This window comes from Bacillus sp. HMA207 (assembly GCF_003402455.1).
In the GTDB taxonomy this organism is placed as follows: domain Bacteria; phylum Bacillota; class Bacilli; order Bacillales; family Bacillaceae_G; genus Bacillus_A; species Bacillus_A cereus.
Genome location: NZ_BEZT01000001.1, coordinates 2,022,583 through 2,045,398 on the forward strand (window position 1 = coordinate 2,022,583; position 22,816 = coordinate 2,045,398).

The following is a 22,816-nucleotide window of genomic DNA, read 5'->3' on the forward strand; positions in this document are numbered from 1 at the left end:
ATCATATAAAAGGGGCGTTTGGCTAATATGAAAGAAAATGAAAAAGTAATTATGGAAAAAGGGATTCATACGGATTTTAAAGAGAATATGACGTATGGGGAGTATTTACAATTAGATAGTTTACTATCTTCTCAAACAAGATTATCGGACCATCATGATGAAATGTTATTTATCGTTATTCACCAAGCAAGTGAGCTTTGGATGAAGCTCATTTTACATGAGCTAAATGCGGCGATTGAATCTATTAAACAAGATAAATTACAACCAGCTTTTAAAATGTTAGCACGTGTATCAAAAATTCAGTCTCAAATTATTCAATCTTGGGATATTCTTGCGACATTAACACCATCAGAATATATTGAGTTTCGTGACTCACTCGGTCAAGCTTCAGGTTTTCAATCGTATCAATATCGTATGATTGAGTATGCACTTGGCTATAAAACGCCACACGCATTAAAAATTTATGAAAAGGATCCAGAATTACATGCACGACTTCATAAAGCGCTACATGCACCAAGTCTATATGATGTCGCGATTCAAGCATTAGTAAAAGAAGGATTCCCTATTCATAAAGATGTGTTAAACCGTGATATTACGCAGCCTTATGAAGAAGATGCAACAGTAGAAGCAGCATGGTTGGAAGTGTATGCGGATGTGAAAAAATATTGGAATTTATATCAGCTTGCTGAAAAATTGATTGATATTGAAGACTGGCTACAACAATGGCGTTTCCGTCATATGAAAACAGTAGAAAGAATTATTGGACATAAAATGGGTACAGGTGGATCCTCCGGTGTTTCTTATTTAAAGCGAGTACTTGATCAACAATTCTTCCCGGAGCTTTGGAATGTTCGTACAAAATTATAAAAATAAACCTGTCAGTTCATTATGGCTGACAGGTTTATTTTTATTTGAGCACAATTATGTTTAAAATGAAGGAACAAGATATAATAAATGGAGTAACTATTTAAATGGAGGTAAAGTTTTTGGATTTCAAGCAACTAGAAAATAAATTCGAAAAGAAAAAAGTGAATACATTTCTTGTTTATCAAAAAGGGGAATTAACAACTGAGTATTATAAAACACCCGAATGTGCAAATAATTTATATAAAATAAATTCGATTACAAAAAGTATCGTATCTTTATTAATTGGTATTGCAATTGATAAGGGCTATATAAATGATATACATACATCAATTACAGAGTGGATTGAAAATGTACCTGGGGAAAAACATGATTTAACGCTATATCACTTATTAACAATGACTACTGGTGAGGACTGGAAAGAGTTTGGGAATGGAGTAGTATTCCCAAATGACTTTGTAGAATCAGAGAACTGGGTACAGTACATATTAGAGAAGCCAATAATTGAAGAACCTGCTACAAAAATGAATTATAATTCAGGTTCTTCTCATTTACTGAGCTATATTATTCAAGAAGCTACTGGAATGTCGACAGAGCGGTTTGCAAAGAAATATTTATTTGATCCATTAAAAATTAACGAATACGAGTGGCAACAAGATCCGCAGGGTATATATGTAGGTGGCTTCGGTATGAAAATGAAATCTACCGATTTGTTAAAATTAGGGAAATTATGTTTACAAAATGGATATTGGAATGAAAAAGAAATTGTATCAGCGAAATGGTTAGAAGAGTCAAGTAGGGCTCTATTTGAAACATATGAACATGTCGGCGCATATGGGTATCACTGGTGGGTATTACATAACGAAAGATTTCACATACCGTATTGTATATATTTTGCTATGGGATACGGCGGACAATACATCGTTATCATTCCTCAATTAGAAGTAGTAGCTATTATAAGTAGTCATATGCCAAAACGTGGGCTCGTTCCGTTAAAATTATTTATTGAGCATGTACAGGGAAATTCTAATTATATATAAGAAAAGGAGGGAATGTATGAAAGATGAAAAAATTTTATCTTTATTTAGACTATGTTTAAGCCTTCTAGCATTTAGTACAATCATTACGCAATTTATAATACGGGCACAAGTGAAACCGTTCAACCCAGTTAACTTTTTTAGTTTCTTCACTATCGAAAGTAACATTTTAGTTGCATGTATTCTCCTTTTAAGTAGTATCGGAACAGCTACATTTGGTCGCTCAGAACAGTTTGGTATACTTCGTGGTGCAGCAACGGTATACATACTTACGACTGGACTCATTTATTTTTTATTATTAAGAGGGTTAGAAGAATCACTTCAAACGGCAATACCATGGGTAAATACTGTGCTACATTATATCATGCCGATTACAATGCTTTTAGATTGGATTTTAAATCCACCTATTAAGAAAATCACTTGGAAACAAGCTGCAAGTTGGCTTTTATTCCCATTTTTTTACGTTGTATATAGCTTAATACGTGGTCCAATCGTGAATTGGTATCCATATCCGTTTTTAGATCCGAGAATAGGTGGATATGTTAAAGTACTTTTATACAGTATAGGGATAGCAGTTGTAATTGGTGCTATTTGTATATTGGTAAGATTTTTAGGGAATCGAAACTTTAGAAAAGAATTTTAGAAATGCAAGAACCCCCACTGTGTCTGTTTTTAACAGTGGGGGTTTCACTTTATCCAGCTATTTGTCGGGCTGCCCGTAAAAGTCCGATTGGTGAGGGCTGATAATCAGTGGGAGATGAACAAAACCCCCACTGATTAAAGTTTCACTTTATCTACTCGTCTTCTGAAACGACAGCTTTATAAATTTCTCCGTCTTCGTTTCAAATTCTACATCAACAAAAACACCGTATTCTTTTCCGTTCTCACGTAACCACAATTTAAATTTTTCAACAGTTATTTGAACTGTTTTTGGTTTTCTACCTATATGAAGATAGTCAATAATTTCTGCTTTTGGGTATTGTTCTTTCGTCTTTTCTACGGCAAGTTTACCCCATTTGGCATACGGTGGCTGCGCACGAACAATTGATGAGCCTGTATATATATTTGAACATGTTGTTAGGAACAGAATGACGAGTGCGATGTGTTTTAAAGATTTCTTCATGATGAACTCCTTTTATCCTTTTTTTATATTGTTTACATATTTTTTCAACGATATTAGTTTGGATTTTTTTGTCTTCTTTACATAAAAGCGAGGCTTTTACAAAACATAACCAAGAAATCATTTCCGTAATTAAGGAGGGAAAATTATGCGCCAAAAAGCTATTTTTAAAATAGCAGTTTTACTTGCGTTCATAGGACTGTCTTTAATGGTCAGTAGTATACAACTAAAGAATGTAGAAGCTTTTTCTAATCAAGTTATTCAAAGAGGAGCATCTGGCGAAGATGTCATTGAACTGCAATCTCGTTTGAAATATAACGGGTTTTATACGAGAAAAGTGGATGGTGTTTTCGGATGGGGTACATATTGGGCACTTCGGAATTTTCAAGAGAAATTCGGATTACCCGTTGATGGTTTAGCTGGAGCTAAAACGAAGCAAATGCTCGTGAAGGCAACGAAGTATGACAAGTCAACTGCTAATAAAGGGACGACAACAAATAAAGGAAATAGCGGCAGAACTGCACAAGAGAATAAACCACCTCAAAATAAAGGGACAAATGTTCCGAACGGTTATTCTCAAAATGATATTCAGCTGATGGCAAACGCAGTATACGGAGAATCACGCGGTGAACCATATTTAGGACAAGTTGCAGTAGCTGCCGTTATTTTGAATCGTGTTACAAGTGCGTCATTCCCAAATACTGTTTCAGGTGTAATCTTTGAACCTAGAGCATTTACAGCGGTAGCCGATGGACAAATATATTTAACGCCAAATGAAACAGCAAAAAAAGCAGTTTTAGATGCGATTAACGGATGGGATCCAACAGGAAATGCTTTATATTATTTCAATCCAGATACTGCGACTAGTAAATGGATTTGGACTCGTCCACAAATTAAAAAAATCGGTAAACATATTTTCTGTAAATAGAGCGGAGGTGGGACAATGTTACGAGGTATTATCATTGTATTATTAACAGTCGGTGTAGTAGGAACAGGCTATTGGGGCTATAAAGAGCACCAAGAGAAAAATGCAGTTTTAATTCGAGCGGAAAATAGCTATCAACGTGCATTCCATGATTTAGCATACGAAGTCGATTTATTACACGATAAAATTGGCACAACACTTGCGATGAATTCACGATCATCTTTATCACCTGCATTAGCGGATGTATGGCGTTTAACATCTGAAGCTCGCTCGGATGTAGGGCAACTTCCTTTAACATTAATGCCATTTAATAAAACGGAAGAATTTTTAGCGAATATCGGTGATTTCAGTTACCGTGCAGCCATTCGTGATTTAGAAAAAGAGCCGTTAAATGAGCAAGAATATAAAACGCTACAAACTTTATATTCAAATGCAGGAAATATACAAGATGAACTAAGAAAAGTACAACATCTTGTTTTGAAAAATAATTTACGCTGGATGGATGTAGAAATGGCACTTGCATCAAATCGCGATCCAGCAGATAACACAATTATTGATGGATTGAAAACTGTAGAGAAAAACGTAACATCATATTCTTCTACAAACTTCGGACCGACCTTTACAAGTGCGCAAAAAAATAAAAAAGGTGGATTTGAAGCGGAAGGAAAGGCAATTTCTAAAGATGAAGCGGCGAAAATTGCCAAATCATTTTTGAATTTAAAAGGAAATGAAAAAGTAGATGTTGAGAAAAGCGGAAAAGGTGCGAAAGAATCCTTCTATAGTGTGAAAATTAAAGATGAAGCAACGAACAATGAGTTCTATATGGATATTACCGGAAAAGGCGGATATCCAATTTGGGTTATGAATAACCGCGAAATTAAAGAACAGAAAGTTAGTTTAAACGATGCAGGTAGTAAAGGTTTGAAATTTTTAAAGGACCATAAGTTTAATAATATGGAGCTTTATGATAGCTCTCAATATGATAATGTTGGTGTATTTACGTATGTAGTAAATGAAAATGGAGTACGAATTTATCCAGAAGCAATCCAAATGAAAATTGCTTTAGATGATGGTTCTATCGTTGGGTTCTCCGCAAAAGAATACTTAGCGTCACATCAAAAGCGAACAGTTCCATCGGCAAAGCTAACTGCAGCAGAAGCAAGAAAGAAAATCAATCCGGATGTAAAAGTTATGGAAGAACGTAAAGCTTTAGTAGTCAATGATTTGCATAATGAAGTACTTTGCTATGAATTTGTAGGCACTTTAGGAAAAGATACGTACCAAATATTCATTAATGCTAATAGCGGGGCTGAGGAAAAGGTAAAGAAAATGCAAGCTGTTGAAAAAATTTATGATTAAACCTTAATAGTGAAGTGGTGAAAATAATGAAAACTCTAATATATATATTGATGCTTTGCTTCGTTATAACTGGATGCAGTATTGGAAAAAAAGACAATCCAAACGAAAAGCCGGAACAAAAAAATGTTTCAATGAAAAATGTTAATTATACGAATAAATCAAATAAGCCAAATGAAAAAGCAGCAGATCATTTAGCATCTTTAGCAGCAAGTGTGCCAGGTGTGAATGATGCAACAGCGGTCGTTGTTGGAAAATATGCTATTGTAGGTATTGATGTAAAAGCAAAACTTGATCGAACTCGAGTTGAATCAATTAAGTACTCTGTTGCAGAAAGTTTAAAAAATGACCCTGACGGTGCTAATGCAGTCGTTGTAGCAGATGTTGATACGTATGAACGCCTCAAACAAATCGGAAAGCAAATTAAAAAAGGAAAAACAGGTGAAGGTATACTAGATGAATTAGCTGCTATTGTGGGCCGAGTAATGCCACAAGTTCCAAATGATATGATAGAAAATAGAGAAACGAATCCAATTAAAGATAATGATAAACAATTACCAAAAGATGAAGAACAAGAGTTAAGAAAAGAACAGGATGATCAATCAAATAATCATTTGAATAAATGAAATTAGCCTCGTACTTAATTGTACGAGGTTTTTAAATATAATATTAAATATTCAGTTTATTTTTAAGGGAATATATGGTTTAATTATGATGGGAGGGACAACTGTTATGATGAAAAAAAGCGCATGTATATTGTTTAGTTTATGCTTAGGTTTCAGTATGACAGCGTGTGAACAGAGAAAAGAAGTGAAAAACCAAACAGCAACTTCTTCTACTGTGATGGAAAGGCAACAGAAAGAGTCTATCAATATAAATCATTTCTCGAGTATAAATGAAGGAATGACTTATACAGAAGTGAAAGATTTAATTGGTTTTGAAGGAGATTTACTTATAGAAGAAGGGGTAGAGCATTCTACACAAATTAAACAAATTTTTGCTTGGAAAGGGAACGATCCAAATTCATTTGTTGAAATTACCTTTTTAGATGGAAGAGTGCATTCAAAAGCACAGCAAGGTATAAGTTAATAAGCTAAAAAATGGGAGAGTTTAGCATGAACATACACACAGGGGAAATTCAATTAGCTCCGTATAAGGAGAAATATAAAGAAGTTATACAAACATTTACTTTACCAAGTGAACAAGTTCAGTTTACATCAGATCCAAGCGCATTACTGGAGAAAGCAAAAAGTGATCATACAAAAAATGTGATTGTTATTTTAGATCGCAATGGGGTACCGGTGGGTCTTTTCGCATTGGAAACGGGAGATAGAGTAAAGGAGTTCACAGATAATGAGGATGCTTTACTTTTAACTTCATTTTCTATAAATCACAATAGACAAGGGAAGGGATATGCTAAAAAATCACTGTCACTATTACAAGAGTTTGTAAAACGTTATTTTCCAATAAAAAATGAAGTTGTACTTGCTGTGAATGAAAGAAATATTCCTGCACAAAATTTATATGCAAAAGTTGGTTTCCAAGATAAAGGTTTTAGAAGAATGGGACCAATTGGCCAACAAATAATAATGCATTTACCTATAATGAGATAGAAAACTTACTCTTGAATATTCAAGTAGTAGGTTTTTTTATTTTAACAATATATAATATATGTATATAAAATGAAACAGGAATGAAGGATATAAAAAATGAATCAAGATAGAAAATGGAATATCGTTGGAGGAAGAGTGATTAAAACTGGGATTGCAGTTTTTCTTACAGTGTTAGTTTGTGATTTTTTTAACATCCCAACTTGGAGTTATAAAAATGATTTAAAAGATTATAAACCAAATCATTATTATCACCATTTTTCAAGTGAATCTATTATTTTATTTGAGGTATTATCTATTCATGATATGTTAGAAGAATTAAAACAAATATCCGAGAAATATGAGTGGGAAAACCGATTCAATTGATAAGTTCATTTTACTGTGGGGGGGATAATATGACACTTTATATTGCATTACTAAGAGGAATCAATGTCGGTGGCCATAAAGTAATCAAAATGGCTGATTTAAAACGAGTGTTTGAATCAATAGGGTTAAAACAAGTGAAAACATATATACAAAGTGGTAATATTGTGTTCGAATCTGAGGAAGGTATAAACTTTCTAAAGGACCGAATACAATCTGAAATAAAAAAAGAATTTGATTTCGATGTTCCAGTCATGCTAAGAACACATGATGAATTTATAAATATTATTAAACAATGTCCATATGAAGTTCATTCATTGTTAGAAGGAGAAAGTGTTCATATTGCTTTTTTAGCTAATGTACTTTCTGAAGAAGAGAGTAGTCAATTGCTTACATTTAAAAATGAACTTGAAGATTGCTATATAGATGAGAAGGTCGTTTATTTATTTTTCAAAAATAGCATTCGAAATTCTAAATTAATGAACCAGTTTCAGAAGTCACATACACCAGCTACAGTTAGAAATTGGCGGACTGTGAATAAATTAAAAGCAATTGTAGAGAGTATGTAAATATAAAAAGATGAGGTTTTCTACATGTAGAAAACCTCATCTTTTTACTTATATTGTTTTGCAACTATGAGTTCGACAATAGGATAAATAAAGAATGAAGAGCAAATTGCGATGAACAGAGGGAGGTTTTTTACTCCATCTAAATTAGCCCCCATAGAAAATCCTTCGGAGAAGATTAATAAAAGGAACATTACAACTACAAGTACAAAATACGCAATTTTAAAGCTTTTATATGTAATTTGTTGTCCCATCTCATCTTGACTTTCTTCTGACACACCGTGGGGACCTCCCCAAGTAATGTGATTAATTAAATTACTAAGTATTAACGAAATAGCAAAAATCGTACCACCTAAAATAGAACCTTCAGTTATGTATTTATATGTGCCATGTACTAGTATTGCAATTAATGCTAAAACAATGATTATAAAAATAGTTTTTTTAGTATTCAATAAATAATTGCCCCCTCGATTGTAAAAAACTTTTTACAAATATAAGTATAAAATTGGAAAAGTATCATGTCAAATACTTTTTACATGAAATATGTAAGTATGCAATATTTTGGTTTTATGATAAATAAAAAATTACAATACATTTGAATGTAAAAGAATGGGCTCGCATATATTTGGAAGGGATGTCAGATTAATTTAGGGGGTAGTTATGTCTATACTTTTAAAAGCTGGTGCAGATGCAGGAAACAACGGTTTGAAGTTAATGGTGAAAGGGCAAGACCCTATTTTTATTCCGAGTATTTATTCTTTATATATAGGTGAGCCTACAGGACTCTTAGATGAGGTAGATGTTTCATTATCTGAATTAGAAAACCACATTGATGTGACTATAAGTTCGCCATCGTTAATGCTAAATAATGTACGATACATCGTTGGAGAAAAAGTTATTCAAGATCAATTAAAAGGTACTGAGGTAGAGAAGAAATCGAATAAGTCAACGGATGAGTTAATGGTTATTACAATACTATCAGGTTTGGCGGTAAGCGCTATGCGTCAAAGTCCAACTTCTAGCCATATTAATATTCGTTATGATTTATCTGTCGCTCTTCCTATGCAGCTTATTACACAAGAAATAGCTGCTGAAAATGCAAAACGTTATATGGGAAATCATAAGGTTATTTTCCATTATCCGAACGGACGCGATGTGACAATTAATGTTTCAATTGAGTATTGTAAATGCCTGCCTGAGGGCGCTTCTGGTACGTGGGGCATTGTATACGATGAAGAAGGAAATGTTGTGAAACATAAAATAGAATGTGAGCAAAATCAAGTTTCTGAAATTGATTTTGTAGATAAAACTCTACTCTCTTTTGATATTGGTGCAGGGACGACAGAAGAAGTCGTTTCATTAGGGGTGAATTTCCGTCCGCAACTAAGTAAAGGTTTATCTTATGGTGTAAAAGAGACGTTACTACAAATCATTACGAGATGGAACCGGAAGTATCCAACTAAAACGATTGATAGTATTACAGAATTCAATCAAATTTATTTAAATGATAAGCATCCGAGAAATACCTTATTAGTTGAGGAATCACAGCCAGCGCTATTAGGTTTAGCAGCACGTGTTGCAACAGATATTATAAATAAAATTGATGATATGAAAGACGATCCATACGTGTTTATTTATGGCGGGGGTGCAGTAATTATTAAAAACAGTTTAAAAATGATTTTAAAGCAAAAAGGACGACTCAAAAATGTAATCTTTGTAGATAATCCGTTATTTACAAATGCACGAGGATTATTAGTCTATACTTGTTCGCCAAAATATAGAGAGCATAAGCAAAAAGAGTTAGGATTTACAAACTTAACGATAAGTTAGTTGGTGGAAGTATGCGATCTAGGCGATATAAACGTGGTGATCGAGTAAAAATCAATATTCATAAATCGGTATCACCTGAAATGCTTGCGTGGCTGAATAAACAATCAAATCCAACTAATTTCTTCTTTTTTGCTGCGCAGCAACTATTTAAACAAGTTGGAGATATTGACGTTTCAAAAGCTTTACCAAGCAGCCATGTTTTCTCATTATATGTGGAGCCTTCATCCTTATTAAAAGTCGAAGTAAACCCTTTTAAAAACATGACACTAGACACAAATACATCCACCGAAAATGCAAAAAAAAAATTATGGGAATCTGTTGATCAATTAGATTGTCCATTTTTTTAAACATAGAAAAATATACAAAGTCCCCATCACTATACATACGAATACAGTGATGGGTTTTTGTTTGTAACTAGAAGGGGGCACAATTTGTGCCCCCTTCCATTAGTTATTTATCTAAATTTTAGATGTATGTTTAGAAACAGCGTTAATTATGCTTTCCCAGTCATCTGGATGGTTTTCATGGCCTGCCCCTTTAAGGGTTAATAGTACTGAGTTTGGAATTTCATCAATTAGTGCGAGGCCATGTTCAAATGGTAGTGCTGTATCGTCTGTTCCGTGAATAACTAATGTAGGTGCTTGTATGGATTGAAGTACACCTTCATATGCATCATCACCTTGAAGTAAAGCGTGATTAAACATACTTAATAAATTGTTTGCGCGTTCTATTTCTTGTTTTACTTGTTTATAAACTCTATTTTCATCAAATATTCGTTCTGATCCACATAATAGACGAGATCCTGAAACTAAATACTCTGCCACATCATTTTTATTTGCCCAATCTATACTTGTGCCATTTACATGATGTGTTAAAATCCTTTCATCCATTGGAGGTAAATCGCGAGTATTGTCATCAGATCCTATTACACTAGTCGCTAGTAAAGTCAGCGTCAAAATTCTTTCGGGATGTTTTACAGCAGCAATTTGAGCAATCATACCACCTAATGACATACCAAATAGGTGAGCTTTATTAATATGATAAGCATCTAGTACTCCAATTGCATCTTCAGCCATATCTGTTACTGTATAATTGGAAGTTCTAGGTTCATATGTAACAGAGCGTCCAACATCGCGATTATCAAAGCGAATAACAAATTTTCCTGTGTTCGCCAACTGTTCACAAAATTCTTCATCCCAATATATCATTGAACAAGTAGCTCCCATAATTAATAAAATAGCGGGATCATTAGAGTTACCGAAGCTTTCTGTACATATATCAATACCGTTTATTTTAAATATCTTTTCACTCATAAAGTTAGCCCCATTTCTTTTGAATTTAATTAATAATACAGTTTTGAATAATTCTAAGATGTGTGTAAGATTCTTTTTGAAATTCATCCCGCTATTTGCCGGGCAGTAAGAGCCCGATTGGTGAGGAATGATTAAAGTTTCACTTTATAATGCTTTTTGCATAATTACCCCCAAAAATAAGTATATGGTAATTCAAGGCAAAAAATTTTGAGAAATAATTGTATGTTATTAAAATAAACAGCAAGGAGGAGAGGAAATGAAAGCAATCGTTATTGATCGATATGGCAGTGTTGAAGAATTAAAAGAAAGACAAGTTTTAAAACCGGTTGTTAAGAATAATGAGGTATTAATACGTATTTATGCAACATCTGTTAATCCAGTTGATTGGAAAATAAGAAAAGGTGACTTACAAGAGCAGTTACGCTTTTCATTTCCAATCACTTTAGGATTAGATGTAGCTGGAGTTATTGAAGAAGTTGGAGAAGATGTAGAGTGTTTCAATATAGGAGATAAAGTGTTTACGAAACCTGAAAATATAGGAAGCGGCTCTTATGCTGAATTCATTGCAGTACAATTAGATTTAGTATCACATATGCCTAATAATATTAGTTACGAAGAAGCAGCTTCTATTCCTCTTGCAGGACTTACAGCGTGGCAAAGTCTTGTAGATTACGCAAAAATAAAAGAAAATGACCGTGTATTCATTCATGCTGGAGCTGGTGGCGTTGGAAGTTTGGCAATCCAAATCGCAAAATCATTTGGAGCTTTTGTTGCCACGACTGCTAGTAGTAAAAATAAAGAATTTTTACAGTCTTTAGGAGTGGATCTCGTTATTGATTATAAAAAAGATAAATTTGAAGAACTAGTATCAGATTTTGATATTGTGTTAGATACAATAGGTGGCGAAGTGCAAGAAAAAAGTTTTCGAATTATTAAACCTGGTGGTGTTCTAGTTTCCATTGTTCATGAACCACTACAAAAAGTAGAAGGAATAAAATCAGGATTTTTATGGCTAAAACCAAATGGAAAACAATTAGAAGAATTATCAGCTTTAATTGTAAACGGAAAAATCAAACCAATCATAAGTAAAGTGGTGCCATTTAATGAAGCAGGAGTTCAAGAAGCTCATATTTTGAGTGAAGGACAACATGTTAGAGGAAAGATTGTAGTTAAAGTGGAATGATAATAAAGATTACAGCTTATAGAGTAACTAGATTTGAATAACGAAAAAGCTCAACAATAGATAATATCCCATACTATACATTTTCATTTGCGGGTATTATTTATTGTTGGCTAATGTGATATTGCTTCTAACAAATACTTTTTCGTATTGTATCATATAATTTCTCTAATCCAATTTCCATATCTTTCTCGTTTAACATTGAATAGCTAATTCTTAATTGGTTATCATTTGTTTCGTAGTTTAATAGACAAGCTGTTCCTGGTAAAAAAGAGACATCTACTTCATTTGCTTTTTGTAATAAGGTAAAGGGATCTATCGAATCAGGTAGTGTCACCCATAAATTAAAACCTCCATTTGGTATTTCAAAGTGTAGTTCTTTTAATGGCGATAATATATCAATTGTTAAATCACGTCTCATTTGTAAAGCTGTACGTAATTTTTCTAAATGGTTTTTCATACGTTCTGCACGTAAAAACGGTAGAAGTGCCTTTTGTGTTAATAAAGGACTACCGATATCCATTGAACCTTTTACTGCATATAGCCATTCAAAAATAGGACCATCGGCAATAAGTGCTGCAATACGCAGTCCTGGTGCTAACGTTTTACTAAATCCTTTTATATATATTACGTGGCCATCCTTATCAAAACTTTTGATTGGGGGCGGGATTATAGCATCCTCAAAATATATTTCTCCGAAAGAATCATCTTCAATAATAAAAAATTGATATAGCTCCGATAGTTCTATAAGTTCCATTCTTCGTTCTTTACTCATTACTGTACCTGTCGGATTCTGGAAGGTGGGATTCGTATACAATAAAACGGGATTTTTACTTTGACAAATATCATCAATTAAGTCGGAGCGAACTCCATGATTATCAAGAGAAACGGGAATGATTTGAACACCTTTATTGATGAAAATATCAAGCGCAGCACTGTAACATGGACTTTCTACCAATACAATATCTCCAGGTTTTAATAATGTTTGAGCAATTAAATCAATTCCTTGTTGTGCGCCGCTTGTAATTAATAATTGAGATGGGTCTGTCACTAATTTCTGGTGTTCATGTAAGTAATTTGCTATTTCAACTCGCAATTCATAATCGCCTTGAACTGGCCCATAAGTTGCTAACAACATCGGATTTTTATCCAGCAATTTATGCATTTCATCTGCCAAAAATGGATTTGGTAACAGACGAGGATACAGAATTGCTTGTGAAAAATTATAATATTTACGGTGCTTATTCATTGCATATTGAGAACGCATAACATTAATCGTTTTCGTTTGTTGCCATTTATACGGAATTGGTTTGAAATCTTTCTTTACCCGTTTATATATGTAAGCACCTTTTCCTTGTTCGATGCGTATATACCCTTTCGTTTCTAACTGTTTATACGCTTTACGAACTGTTAATACATTGATTTGTAAATCTGTGGCCATACAACGTAAAGAAGGAAGAGATTCACCATGTGAAAGCATACCACTTTGTATTCTGTCAACAATTTGCATATATATTTGCTTGTAATACGGTATGTTTGTTTCTTTACGCAATACAATTTTCATAGGTTCACCTATTTTTCTTTTTAACTTAATTAAAGCGAAAAATATATAGGGAATCAACTACAACTTGAAGTAACTGTTATATGTACCGATACACTGTTATACACCATAGCCTCTATACTCATTCTAAGAGTAAAAAGGAGGAAGCAAAATGGTCATTTTTAATTACATTTTAGTATGTATTATTTTCGGGACAACATTTTTAACGATAAAAATTGGAATTGAAGCAGGGGCGCCACCGTTGTTTTCAGCAGGAATTCGCTTCTTTTTAGCGGGCATAATCCTTATGATTATTTTTAAATTAAAGCGAAAAGAAATTATGCCACATATATTTTCAAAACGCATTATGTATGCTGGATTTTGTTTAACATTTATGACATTCGCAAGTTTATATTGGTCAGAACAATATATTTCTTCGGGATTAGCTGCTGTTCTTTCTGCTACGGGACCAATGATGATTTTATTAATACAAGCAAAGAGGAATAGGGAGAAATTACAAAAGGAACAACTCGTTGCTTTAGTTATTGCACTAATAGGTGTTATATTTGTTTCTTTACCAGGAATGCATCAACAAGTAAGTTTCATATGGAGTATTGCTTGTATTGTTTTAGTTATAGGGGAGTTATTTTACGGAATAGGCTCTATTCGTTCGAAAGAAATACTGTCAGATTTATCAAATGTATCACCATTTCTTATTAACGGTATTCAAATGTTTTATGGAGGGATTTTACTACTAATCGCATCTATTATTGTAGAACAACCAAATGTAACCGTATTAACTTCATGGAGTGTGCAATGGCCTATTTTATATCTCATATTTATCGGATCGATTGGTGGACACGGATTATATTACTGGCTCTTATCAAAAACAAATCCAGTATTTCCATCGACGTGGTTATATGTATCACCATTAATTGCAATAATTGTGGGATATATCATTTTAGGAGAACCTTTAAATCCTACAATGGGAATGGGGGCTTGTCTTATATTGATTGGTGTATTTTTGGCCAATCGTTCAACACTACGGACTTATTTCAAAAAAGGGCGGTTATTAGAGAAGGAGATGTAGTTTAATAAAGCAATAGCCCTGTATATTACAGGACTGATAAAATCAAAAACACAGTTGGAAAAATAACCAACTGTGTTTTTGATAATTAATTCACTTTTTTAATAAAGCCTTTATAATGACGTTTTACAAGCTGGCTTTCTAACGTCTTCATAGTTTCTAGTGCTACACCGACAATGATAAGTAAGCTTGTACCACCAATTTGAGCAGAAGGTGGTAACGTAGCAATTTTCGTGAATACGAGCGGTAATATAGAAATAGCACCTAAGAAAATTGCACCGATAAATGTTAGACGGTATAGAATTTTAGTTACATATTGTTCAGTTGCTTTACCAGGACGAATACCAGGAACATATCCATTTTGCTTTTTCAAATTCTCAGCCATTTGTTCAGGATTTACTTGAATAAATGCGTAGAAGTATGTGAAAGCAACGATAAGACCGACATAAAGTGTCATTCCAATTGGATGTGCGAAATCAAGATTTGCAACTAACCATTTTGATACGCTTGAATCAGGGAAGAGCTGCGCAATTGTACGCGGCGTCATTAAAAATGCAGAAGCAAAGATAACTGGTATAACACCAGCACTATTTACTTTAAGCGGTAAATGAGTGTTTTTTGCTCCTTGATATTGATTGTTTCCTGAAACAGCTTTTGCATATTGGATCGGTATTTTACGTACAGCTTGTTGAATGTAAATAACACCAACAACTATCGCTAAAATTACGAGTCCAATTAAAACAATTTTTATTATGTGCATAAATAGCTGATCGCCAGCATTTTGGAATTGTTGTAAATAAATTTGATTTGCAACATTTGGAATCGCAGCAACAAGACCTGCGAAGATAATCATCGAAATACCATTACCAACTCCGTTAGCGGTAATTTGTTCGCCTAACCAAAGTAAAAATGCAGTACCTGCAGTTAAAACTGTCGCAATAAATAAGTATGTAGTCCAGCTTTGATCTGTTATTAATTGTCCACCTGCTATATTATTAAAGCCATAAGACATTCCGATGGCCTGTATGAATGCGAGAATGATTGTAAAGTATCGAGTGAATTGAGCTGATTTCTTACGGCCCATTTCTCCTTGCTTTGCCCATTCCGAAAATTTAGGTATAACATCCATTTGTAGTAACTGTACTATGATGGAAGCTGTAATATATGGTGTAATACCTACAGCAAAGATTGAGAAGTGTTGCAATGCTCCTCCGCCAAATACGTTTAACATACCTAGAACGTTAGCTTGATCTTGTACTTTTAATACCTCTGCGTTAGTATGAGGAACTGGAATAAACGTGCCAATTCGAAAAACGATTAACATCGCTAGTGTAAAAAGGATTTTCCTTCTTATCTCAGCTACTCTCATGAAATTTGAAATCGTACGAAACATTATGTCGCCTCCTATATTTTTATCAGTAAAAAACTGATTATTATACCCTATGAAGTAACCACAAACCTCCTTCCGCACTAAATTCATTTGACAAATGGATTTTCATACACTTTGTAGTTTTCACGGATATAAAAATATAAGGTGTTATATAAGCGACCTATACACTTCACGTAATCATTCAATACCCATAATATATCGAATAAATTAACAAATGTACATACATACGCATTAAAAATGAATAAATAGGGTCATTTTTTACATTTATTTAATGATAAATTGATAGGACATTATACTGGTAAATGCGCTTCGTATATTCCTTTAATCAATTAAAATCCTCCACCTTTTAAAAAGAATGTAAAATCAAATAAAAGTATGAAAGTACATACTACTTTAGTAGTAATAGTAATCAATTATATTTCAATTCAAATTCATCTCCCGCTGATTAAAGTTTCACTTTATATGATTAGAGAATTCTTTTTATTTAAGAAGGAATAAATGTTAAAGAAAGCTAATTAAACAGTGTACATATTTATAGGGGAGAAGATATAAATGAAAGTTGTTATAAAAAAATTACCACCATTAGAAGTAGCGTATATAAGACGAACTGGTAGCTACTTTGAACCGCAAGATCACTGGAGAAAGTTACTGAATTGGTCAATTGAAAATAAACTGTATCCACCAGAGCAATCATTTATCGGAATATCATTGGATAATCCTGAACTTGTTGCAAGTCATAAGTGCCGGCATGATGCATGTATTACGATTCCTGAAAACTTTGATAAAGAAAAGTATCATACTGTGCAATTTAAAAGATTAGATGGAGGTACATATGGTCTATGCCAGTTCTATGATGAACCTCATAAATTAAGTGAAGCGTATCAATACATGTATGCAGAGTGGCTACCAAATAGTGAGTATGATGCAGATTATGATAGAGATAATTTAGAGTTTTGCTTAAATAATGTTGCTGAAGATCTAGAAGGAAAGTTAAAGGTTGATTTATTTGTGCCAATTAAAAATATATAAAAAACAAATAACTTCATTTGTGGTTTTAAAATGAAATTGGACTAGTAGTGAAAGAAAATCTTTTTTCGAAGATAATATTTCTAGCGTAGAAATTTAAGTATGTAGGCTGCAATGAAAGGAGAATCCACATGGATAAAATTGTAAATGACAAGTTTTATGAAACGAGAAATCAATTAGTTGAGGAAATTACTTTGTTGAGTAATGCTCAATTTAATAGGAAACCAGATAAGGATAAATGGAGTATTGCACAAGTTTGTCATCATTTAGTTTTATTAGATGAGAGAGTGATAACAGTTATTTCGTCAGGATTAAAAAAGTTAGATAGTACCCAAAATGAGCGTAAAGAAATTCACACTATTTTATTAGATAGAACGAAAAAGTTTATAGCTCCAGAAATGATTGAACCAAGTATAGAACCATTTGAAGTGCAGCAAATGCTCAATATGCTAAACGAATCAAGAAAAGAATTGATGCGTTTCCTGAGTACAATAGAAGATGAGTCTGTATTAGCGAAAAAATCAGTGATGCATCCAGCTCTTGGAGAATTGCCCCTTGATCAGTGGATAGAACTGATCTATTTGCATGAACAGCGTCATATGTTACAAATCAAAGAGATAAAATTGCTTTGTGAAATTGAAAAGTAAAAATTATTCCCTATTTATTATCGATACGTATTATAAACAGGGAAAACGGTTGATTCTTATTGATTCAGAAGAAACCAAAAATAGAATGAAATTAGTTGAAAGTAACCAATAAGCTGAAGAAAATATGAAACTATCCGATTTTCTGTATAAGTGTAACCCCCGTCTTAAATGAAGAGCGGGGTTATTTTTTTGAAAGTGTTTTTATTTAGAAGGAGATAAATCAGTAACTGTATATGCCCGTTTTAATAAATTGAAATGATGATTTTTATGATGATAAATGATATGTCCTTATTTTGAAAGTACACTTCACACTCTTAAGAAAGGGGTATTCTGTCAGGACATGATAAAATACAATTCTGTTAGAGGATGTATGCAATTTATTCTCTTTATTTTTGCAACAGAACCACCTTCAAAATTATCTTTTGTAGTTGAAGTTTCCTGAATAATAAGTTACATTTTTAAAGTTCAAGCAACTTTATGAAAGTACAAAAAGGGGAGAAATATTATTATTATGCAAAAAATGAAATGGAAGAACTATGTATGTTACTTTGTAATTCTATTACTGCTTGGAACCGCATTAATAGTCAAACCATCTATCTCTAAGGCTGAGGAATCTGAAGTTAATATCACATTGTTAGGTACTGCAGATATTCATGGTAGATTTATGCCTTGGGATTATGCGCTTGATGGAGCAAATATGAGTGGAAGTTTGACACAGCTTTATACGGTTATAAAGAAGGTCCGTCAAGAAAATCCAAATACCATATTAGTAGATGCTGGGGATACAATTCAAGGAAACTCAGTAGAATTATTCAACGATAAGCGACAATCGCCAATGATGGTAGCGATGAATACAATGGGATATGACGCCTGGGCATTTGGAAATCATGAATTCAATTTTGGATTAGATACATTGAAAAAAGTTAGTGCGCAATATAAGGGAAAAACGTTAGCAGGAAATATTTATAAGGAAAATGGAGAGCGCTTTCTTCCTGCATATACAATTGTAGAAAAAGGTGGAATTAAAGTTGGGATTATTGGTATGAATACACCAATGATTAGTGATTTTGAAAAAGGGACAGATCACTTAGATGGTTTAGTGGTGAAAAATCCGGTAGAAGAGACGAAAAAGGCAATTAAGGAATTAGAAGGTAAAGTAGATGTAATGGTAGGAGTTATGCATATGGGATTAGAAAATGAGAATGGTATCCCTGGTACTGGTGTTCAAGATATTGCAAATGCTTGTCCGGAACTAAGCGCTATTTTTGCGGCTCACATGCATAAACTTGTAAAAAAAGAAGTTGTAAATGGCGTAATTATTACAGAACCAGATAAATATGGAACACATATTTCACGTATTGACCTTACTTTTACAAAGCAAGATGGGAAGTTGGCTTTAAAAAATAAAACTGCTACCGCTATACCTGTAAAAAATGCTGATGGAACAACGATATTATCTGATCCTACACTTGAAGAAACATTAACACCTTTTCACGAATATGCGAGAGGAGATGCAAATGTTGTAGTGGCTCAATTAAAGGGTAGAAATCTTGTTCCTGAAAATGAAATAAAGGGTATTCCAAGTGTTCAGATTCAAGAAACACCTTTATCAGATTTCTTTCATGAAGTCATGCTCTACTACAGTAAAGCAGATGTAGTAGCCCATCAAATTGATAATGATTATGCCCGTTTAGATATAGGTCCTATTAAGAAAAAAGATATTGCGTACAATTACCAATATGCCTTGGGAGAAATTACAGTATATAAGATTTCTGGAAAAGATTTAAAAGACTATATGGAATGGGCAGCAGGATATTTTAACTCATCTCGTGCCGGAGATGTAACCGTTAGCTTTGATAAAACCCGCCGTGCCTCTAAATACAGTACGAACGATTTCTTTGGAGGCGTAAAATACGAAATTGACTTAACAAAACCATATGGAAGTAGAATTACAAATTTACGCTCTATTCGTACAAACAAACCAATCAAAATGAGCGATGCTATGACGCTGGGAATGAATGCATATAGAATGGAGGCTCTTCAGGCAAAAGGAGGAGCTTTAGAGGGGCGTAAGTTTGAACAAATTTGGTCATCTAAACAAGAGAATGCATTTGGAGAAACAGGTGGGACCATTCGTAACCTTGCTATTACATATTTAAAAGAGGTAAAGAACGGTGTATACACGCCAAAAGTTATGCGTAATTGGAAAATTACTGGTGTAGATTTACATTCTTCAGAGCATAAGGCGGTAGTTGATCTTGTGAATAAAGGGATTTTAGAAATTCCAAAAACAGAAGACGGAAAATACACAAATATAGCATCTATAAATACGAAAGACTCAATTTCAAAAGAAGAGATTATATTACTCTCACAAAAAGCAAATATTAATCCAAATCAGTTTAATCATGTAAAGACAAAAGGTGAATTTTACAAAAAACTTAGTAGGATTACTAAAAAAATATAAATTATAAAATTTCTTATAGTAATTGTTATTTTAATAGCATGAAACCCACTCTTAAAATAGTTAAGAGTGGGTTTTTATGTTGTTATTTAGATATAAGTATACTTTTATTAGAATGAATATAGATAATTAATAACTAACCAATTGGATGAGCGTCTTAGGGAGCTCTTTTTTATTGAAATTAATGCATTTATATGAGTTGTTCTTTAATTGTAGCATCATCCTTAATTTATGTAATTTTGCATAATGTTACATAAATTGTGTATTTTCTCTTTTTTTAGACATTAATAGACAGTATACTTTGTACAAGCTTTCTATTTCAAAAATTATACGAGGTGAAATAATGAAAAACAAAAAGACATTAACTAAGGTAGCATTAACAACAGGATTAGCTTTAACAGCTGTGGCACCATATGGGGTAGGTCATGCAGAGGAAACAGATCAACTACAAGTTCAAATTCAGGAGGAATCGTTCCGTTCGGGTGAACTTACACAGCCGTCACAAAAGGCACCAGAAAATGTAGTAAAGGATGCACTTAAGGAGAAAACAGAACAAGCTCTGTCCCAAAAACAAGTCAATGGAGAAGCAGGAGTAGATTATAAAGTCCTTCAAAAACGTGGTTCGTATGATGGAACTACACTTGTGCGTATGCAGCAAACATACGAAGGAAAAGAAGTATATGGACATCAATTAACTGCACACGTAGATAATAAGGGTGTTATTAAAAGTGTTTCAGGCGATAGCGCGCAAAATTTAAAACAAGAAGAATTGAAAAAAACTATTAATCTATCAAAAGATGAAGCAAAACAATATATTTATACGAAATACGGGAACGATATCAAGTTTATTTCTGAGCCAGAAGTTAAAGAGGTTATTTTTGTTGATGAAAATAATGGACAAGCTAGCAATGCATACCAAGTTACCTTCGAAGCTGCAACACCAAACTATGTTTCTGGTACTTATTTAGTAAATGCACAAAATGGTGATATGTTAAAAAATATGGTAAAAGAATCTAACTTAAAAGCAAGTGAAAAACTAGTTGGAGCCTTAAAGAAAAGTAAACAAAGCAGCCTTACATCATTAACGGGAACAGGAAAAGATGATTTAGGTATTAATCGTTCATTTGGTATCTCTAAACAAAGTAATGGCAAATATGCTCTTGCTGATTATACAAGAGGGCAAGGCATTGAAACATATGATGTGAATTACAGAGATATTACTAAAGAAGAAAGCTATTATCCTGGTACATTAGCGACAAGTACTTCGGCAACATTTAACGATCCAAAAGCAGTAAGTGCTCATTACTTAGCAACAAAAGTATTTGATTTTTATAAAGATAAATACAAGCGTAATAGCTTTGATAATAAGGGACAAAAGGTAGTTTCAGTTGTACACGCTTGGGATTCTGAAGAGACGAATGATCCGAAAAATTGGCAGAATGCATTAAGTGCTAATAATGGAAGTATGCTTGTATATGGCGATCCTATTGTTAAAGCATATGACGTAGCTGGACATGAATTTACACATGCTGTTACTTCTAGCGAATCTAATCTTGAATATTACGGGGAATCCGGTGCGATTAATGAGGCGCTATCTGATATTATGGGAACATCTATTGAGAAATACGTAAATAATGGAAACTTTAACTGGACAATGGGAGAACAAACGGGATCTGTTTTCCGTGATATGGAAAACCCAGCTTCTGTGCCATCTTCACTTGGAGTGCCTTATCCAGATGATTACAGTGAATTTAACGATTTTAATGGATGGGATCAAGGCGGTGTTCATTTTAATTCAAGTATTATTAATAAAGTTGCGTATCTGATTGCAAAAGGCGGAACTCATAACGGAGTAACTGTTAAAGGAATTGGTGAAGATAAAATGTTTGATATTTTCTATTATGCAAATACAGATGAGTTAAACATGACTTCTAATTTCAAAGAATTGAGATCAGCATGTATTCGAGTGGCAACTAATAAATATGGTGCGAATACAGCTGAAGTTCAAGCAATTCAAAAAGCATTTGATGCAGCAAAAATTAAGTAATTTAGAAATATAGTTATCATTCATATATTAATACATTATGAAAAACAGCTAATGTCATTTTAAGGATATTAGCTGTTTTTTACGTAGCAATGTATTATTGAAAATAAACTGACTAAGCAATAATGAGGCACTTTATCTGTAAGAAGTTGTGACAAATAAATAAGGTTTAAAATATATAAAAACAGAAAATTAATAATATATTGACCTCTTGATAGAAAGTCTATAAAATGAAAGCGATAACAAACGATTGCTTTAAAATGTTTTCCCTGATCTTTTAGTATTTACAAATATATGAAGGCATAAAAAAATCTATTTTTTTAAGCACTAATGCAAACGTTTTCGTATTAAAAGGTCATTGAAATACATACGTGAAAATAGCCAATATGGAGGTGAAGTAAAAGAGATTTCTAGATTAATTTAAGCAGTGTTATGTAGTGAAAGCATAATAAATCGT

22 protein-coding genes and 1 pseudogene are annotated in these 22,816 nt (G+C 33.2%); 18 read left to right on the forward strand and 5 right to left on the reverse strand.

What is annotated here, in order from left to right:
* The first annotated feature begins 27 nt into the window (after positions 1-27).
* The 3 genes from kynA to HMAS_RS10660 all read left to right on the forward strand — a co-directional run bounded on the left by kynA (position 28) and on the right by HMAS_RS10660 (position 2,544).
* Positions 28-867, forward strand: a complete 840-nt coding sequence (gene kynA / locus HMAS_RS10650) for a tryptophan 2,3-dioxygenase (RefSeq protein ID WP_116344797.1) — start codon at positions 28-30, stop codon at positions 865-867.
* Between the two features lie 119 nt (positions 868-986).
* Positions 987-1,904 (forward strand): serine hydrolase domain-containing protein, encoded by a 918-nt coding sequence (locus HMAS_RS10655; RefSeq protein ID WP_098955068.1) that lies wholly within the window; start codon positions 987-989, stop codon positions 1,902-1,904.
* A 16-nt stretch (positions 1,905-1,920) separates the two neighbouring features.
* Positions 1,921-2,544, forward strand: coding sequence for a Pr6Pr family membrane protein (locus tag HMAS_RS10660; protein ID WP_116344798.1), 624 nt, complete (start codon positions 1,921-1,923; stop codon positions 2,542-2,544).
* A 147-nt stretch (positions 2,545-2,691) separates the two neighbouring features.
* Here HMAS_RS10660 and HMAS_RS10665 read toward each other — a convergent pair whose 3' ends face one another.
* Entirely contained in the window at positions 2,692-3,024 is a 333-nt protein-coding gene (locus HMAS_RS10665) for a DUF3889 domain-containing protein (protein WP_116344799.1), read from the reverse strand.
* Positions 3,025-3,169: 145 nt separating this feature from the next.
* On the opposite strand from HMAS_RS10665, the gene sleB reads away from it, so the two are divergent.
* The 7 genes and pseudogenes from sleB (at position 3,170) to HMAS_RS10700 (ending at position 7,844) form a co-directional block, all read left to right on the forward strand.
* Positions 3,170-3,949, forward strand: a complete 780-nt coding sequence (sleB, locus tag HMAS_RS10670) for a spore cortex-lytic enzyme (RefSeq protein WP_116344800.1) — start codon at positions 3,170-3,172, stop codon at positions 3,947-3,949.
* Positions 3,950-3,964: 15 nt separating this feature from the next.
* Positions 3,965-5,305: a germination protein YpeB gene (gene ypeB / locus HMAS_RS10675; protein WP_000943727.1), complete on the forward strand. Its 1,341-nt coding sequence runs from the start codon at positions 3,965-3,967 to the stop codon at positions 5,303-5,305.
* A 26-nt stretch (positions 5,306-5,331) separates the two neighbouring features.
* Positions 5,332-5,928, forward strand: a complete 597-nt coding sequence (locus HMAS_RS10680) for a YhcN/YlaJ family sporulation lipoprotein (protein ID WP_000854053.1) — start codon at positions 5,332-5,334, stop codon at positions 5,926-5,928.
* A 106-nt stretch (positions 5,929-6,034) separates the two neighbouring features.
* Positions 6,035-6,391, forward strand: a complete 357-nt coding sequence (locus HMAS_RS10685) for a hypothetical protein (protein ID WP_000976446.1) — start codon at positions 6,035-6,037, stop codon at positions 6,389-6,391.
* Positions 6,392-6,402: 11 nt separating this feature from the next.
* Positions 6,403-6,915: a GNAT family N-acetyltransferase gene (locus HMAS_RS10690; protein WP_002024242.1), complete on the forward strand. Its 513-nt coding sequence runs from the start codon at positions 6,403-6,405 to the stop codon at positions 6,913-6,915.
* Between the two features lie 96 nt (positions 6,916-7,011).
* A pseudogene (locus HMAS_RS28050) lies at positions 7,012-7,083 on the forward strand (hypothetical protein); the annotation flags it as partial.
* Between the two features lie 224 nt (positions 7,084-7,307).
* Positions 7,308-7,844, forward strand: a complete 537-nt coding sequence (locus tag HMAS_RS10700; RefSeq protein ID WP_000177388.1) for a DUF1697 domain-containing protein — start codon at positions 7,308-7,310, stop codon at positions 7,842-7,844.
* Between the two features lie 44 nt (positions 7,845-7,888).
* On the opposite strand, the gene HMAS_RS10705 is transcribed toward HMAS_RS10700, so the two are convergent.
* Entirely contained in the window at positions 7,889-8,293 is a 405-nt protein-coding gene (locus HMAS_RS10705; RefSeq protein WP_046392790.1) for a hypothetical protein, read from the reverse strand.
* A gap of 208 nt (positions 8,294-8,501) precedes the next feature.
* Here HMAS_RS10705 and HMAS_RS10710 point away from each other — a divergent pair, with 208 nt between their 5' ends.
* Positions 8,502-9,671, forward strand: coding sequence for a ParM/StbA family protein (locus HMAS_RS10710; RefSeq protein ID WP_000025622.1), 1,170 nt, complete (start codon positions 8,502-8,504; stop codon positions 9,669-9,671).
* A gap of 11 nt (positions 9,672-9,682) precedes the next feature.
* Positions 9,683-10,018 carry a hypothetical protein gene (locus HMAS_RS10715; RefSeq protein ID WP_001257760.1) on the forward strand — a complete coding sequence of 112 codons (336 nt, stop codon included), beginning with the start codon at positions 9,683-9,685 and terminating at the stop codon, positions 10,016-10,018.
* Between the two features lie 111 nt (positions 10,019-10,129).
* Here the strand turns inward: HMAS_RS10715 and HMAS_RS10720 are convergent, their stop codons facing one another.
* Entirely contained in the window at positions 10,130-10,984 is an 855-nt protein-coding gene (locus HMAS_RS10720; protein WP_001290788.1) for an alpha/beta fold hydrolase, read from the reverse strand.
* A 256-nt stretch (positions 10,985-11,240) separates the two neighbouring features.
* Between HMAS_RS10720 and HMAS_RS10725 the strand changes: the two genes are divergently transcribed.
* Entirely contained in the window at positions 11,241-12,167 is a 927-nt protein-coding gene (locus HMAS_RS10725; protein ID WP_000644581.1) for an NADP-dependent oxidoreductase, read from the forward strand.
* Between the two features lie 127 nt (positions 12,168-12,294).
* Here the strand turns inward: HMAS_RS10725 and HMAS_RS10730 are convergent, their stop codons facing one another.
* The gene (locus tag HMAS_RS10730; RefSeq protein WP_046392788.1) at positions 12,295-13,728 is read right to left on the reverse strand and encodes a PLP-dependent aminotransferase family protein; all 1,434 of its coding nucleotides are present in this window, start codon (positions 13,726-13,728) and stop codon (positions 12,295-12,297) included.
* Between the two features lie 148 nt (positions 13,729-13,876).
* Between HMAS_RS10730 and HMAS_RS10735 the strand changes: the two genes are divergently transcribed.
* Entirely contained in the window at positions 13,877-14,794 is a 918-nt protein-coding gene (locus HMAS_RS10735) for a DMT family transporter (RefSeq protein WP_000234337.1), read from the forward strand.
* A gap of 85 nt (positions 14,795-14,879) precedes the next feature.
* On the opposite strand, the gene secY is transcribed toward HMAS_RS10735, so the two are convergent.
* Positions 14,880-16,184 carry a preprotein translocase subunit SecY gene (secY, locus tag HMAS_RS10740; RefSeq protein ID WP_000490135.1) on the reverse strand — a complete coding sequence of 435 codons (1,305 nt, stop codon included), beginning with the start codon at positions 16,182-16,184 and terminating at the stop codon, positions 14,880-14,882.
* 549 nt (positions 16,185-16,733) lie between these two features.
* On the opposite strand from secY, the gene HMAS_RS10750 reads away from it, so the two are divergent.
* From HMAS_RS10750 to HMAS_RS10765, 4 genes are all read left to right on the forward strand, one after another.
* Positions 16,734-17,210: an AraC family transcriptional regulator gene (locus HMAS_RS10750; protein WP_000869617.1), complete on the forward strand. Its 477-nt coding sequence runs from the start codon at positions 16,734-16,736 to the stop codon at positions 17,208-17,210.
* 128 nt (positions 17,211-17,338) lie between these two features.
* Positions 17,339-17,854 carry a DinB family protein gene (locus HMAS_RS10755; RefSeq protein WP_000358016.1) on the forward strand — a complete coding sequence of 172 codons (516 nt, stop codon included), beginning with the start codon at positions 17,339-17,341 and terminating at the stop codon, positions 17,852-17,854.
* A gap of 511 nt (positions 17,855-18,365) precedes the next feature.
* Entirely contained in the window at positions 18,366-20,318 is a 1,953-nt protein-coding gene (locus tag HMAS_RS10760; RefSeq protein ID WP_116344802.1) for a bifunctional metallophosphatase/5'-nucleotidase, read from the forward strand.
* A 340-nt stretch (positions 20,319-20,658) separates the two neighbouring features.
* A complete protein-coding gene (locus HMAS_RS10765; protein ID WP_116344803.1) occupies positions 20,659-22,362 on the forward strand; it encodes a M4 family metallopeptidase in 1,704 nt (567 codons plus the stop codon).
* The last annotated feature ends 454 nt before the right edge of the window (positions 22,363-22,816 follow it).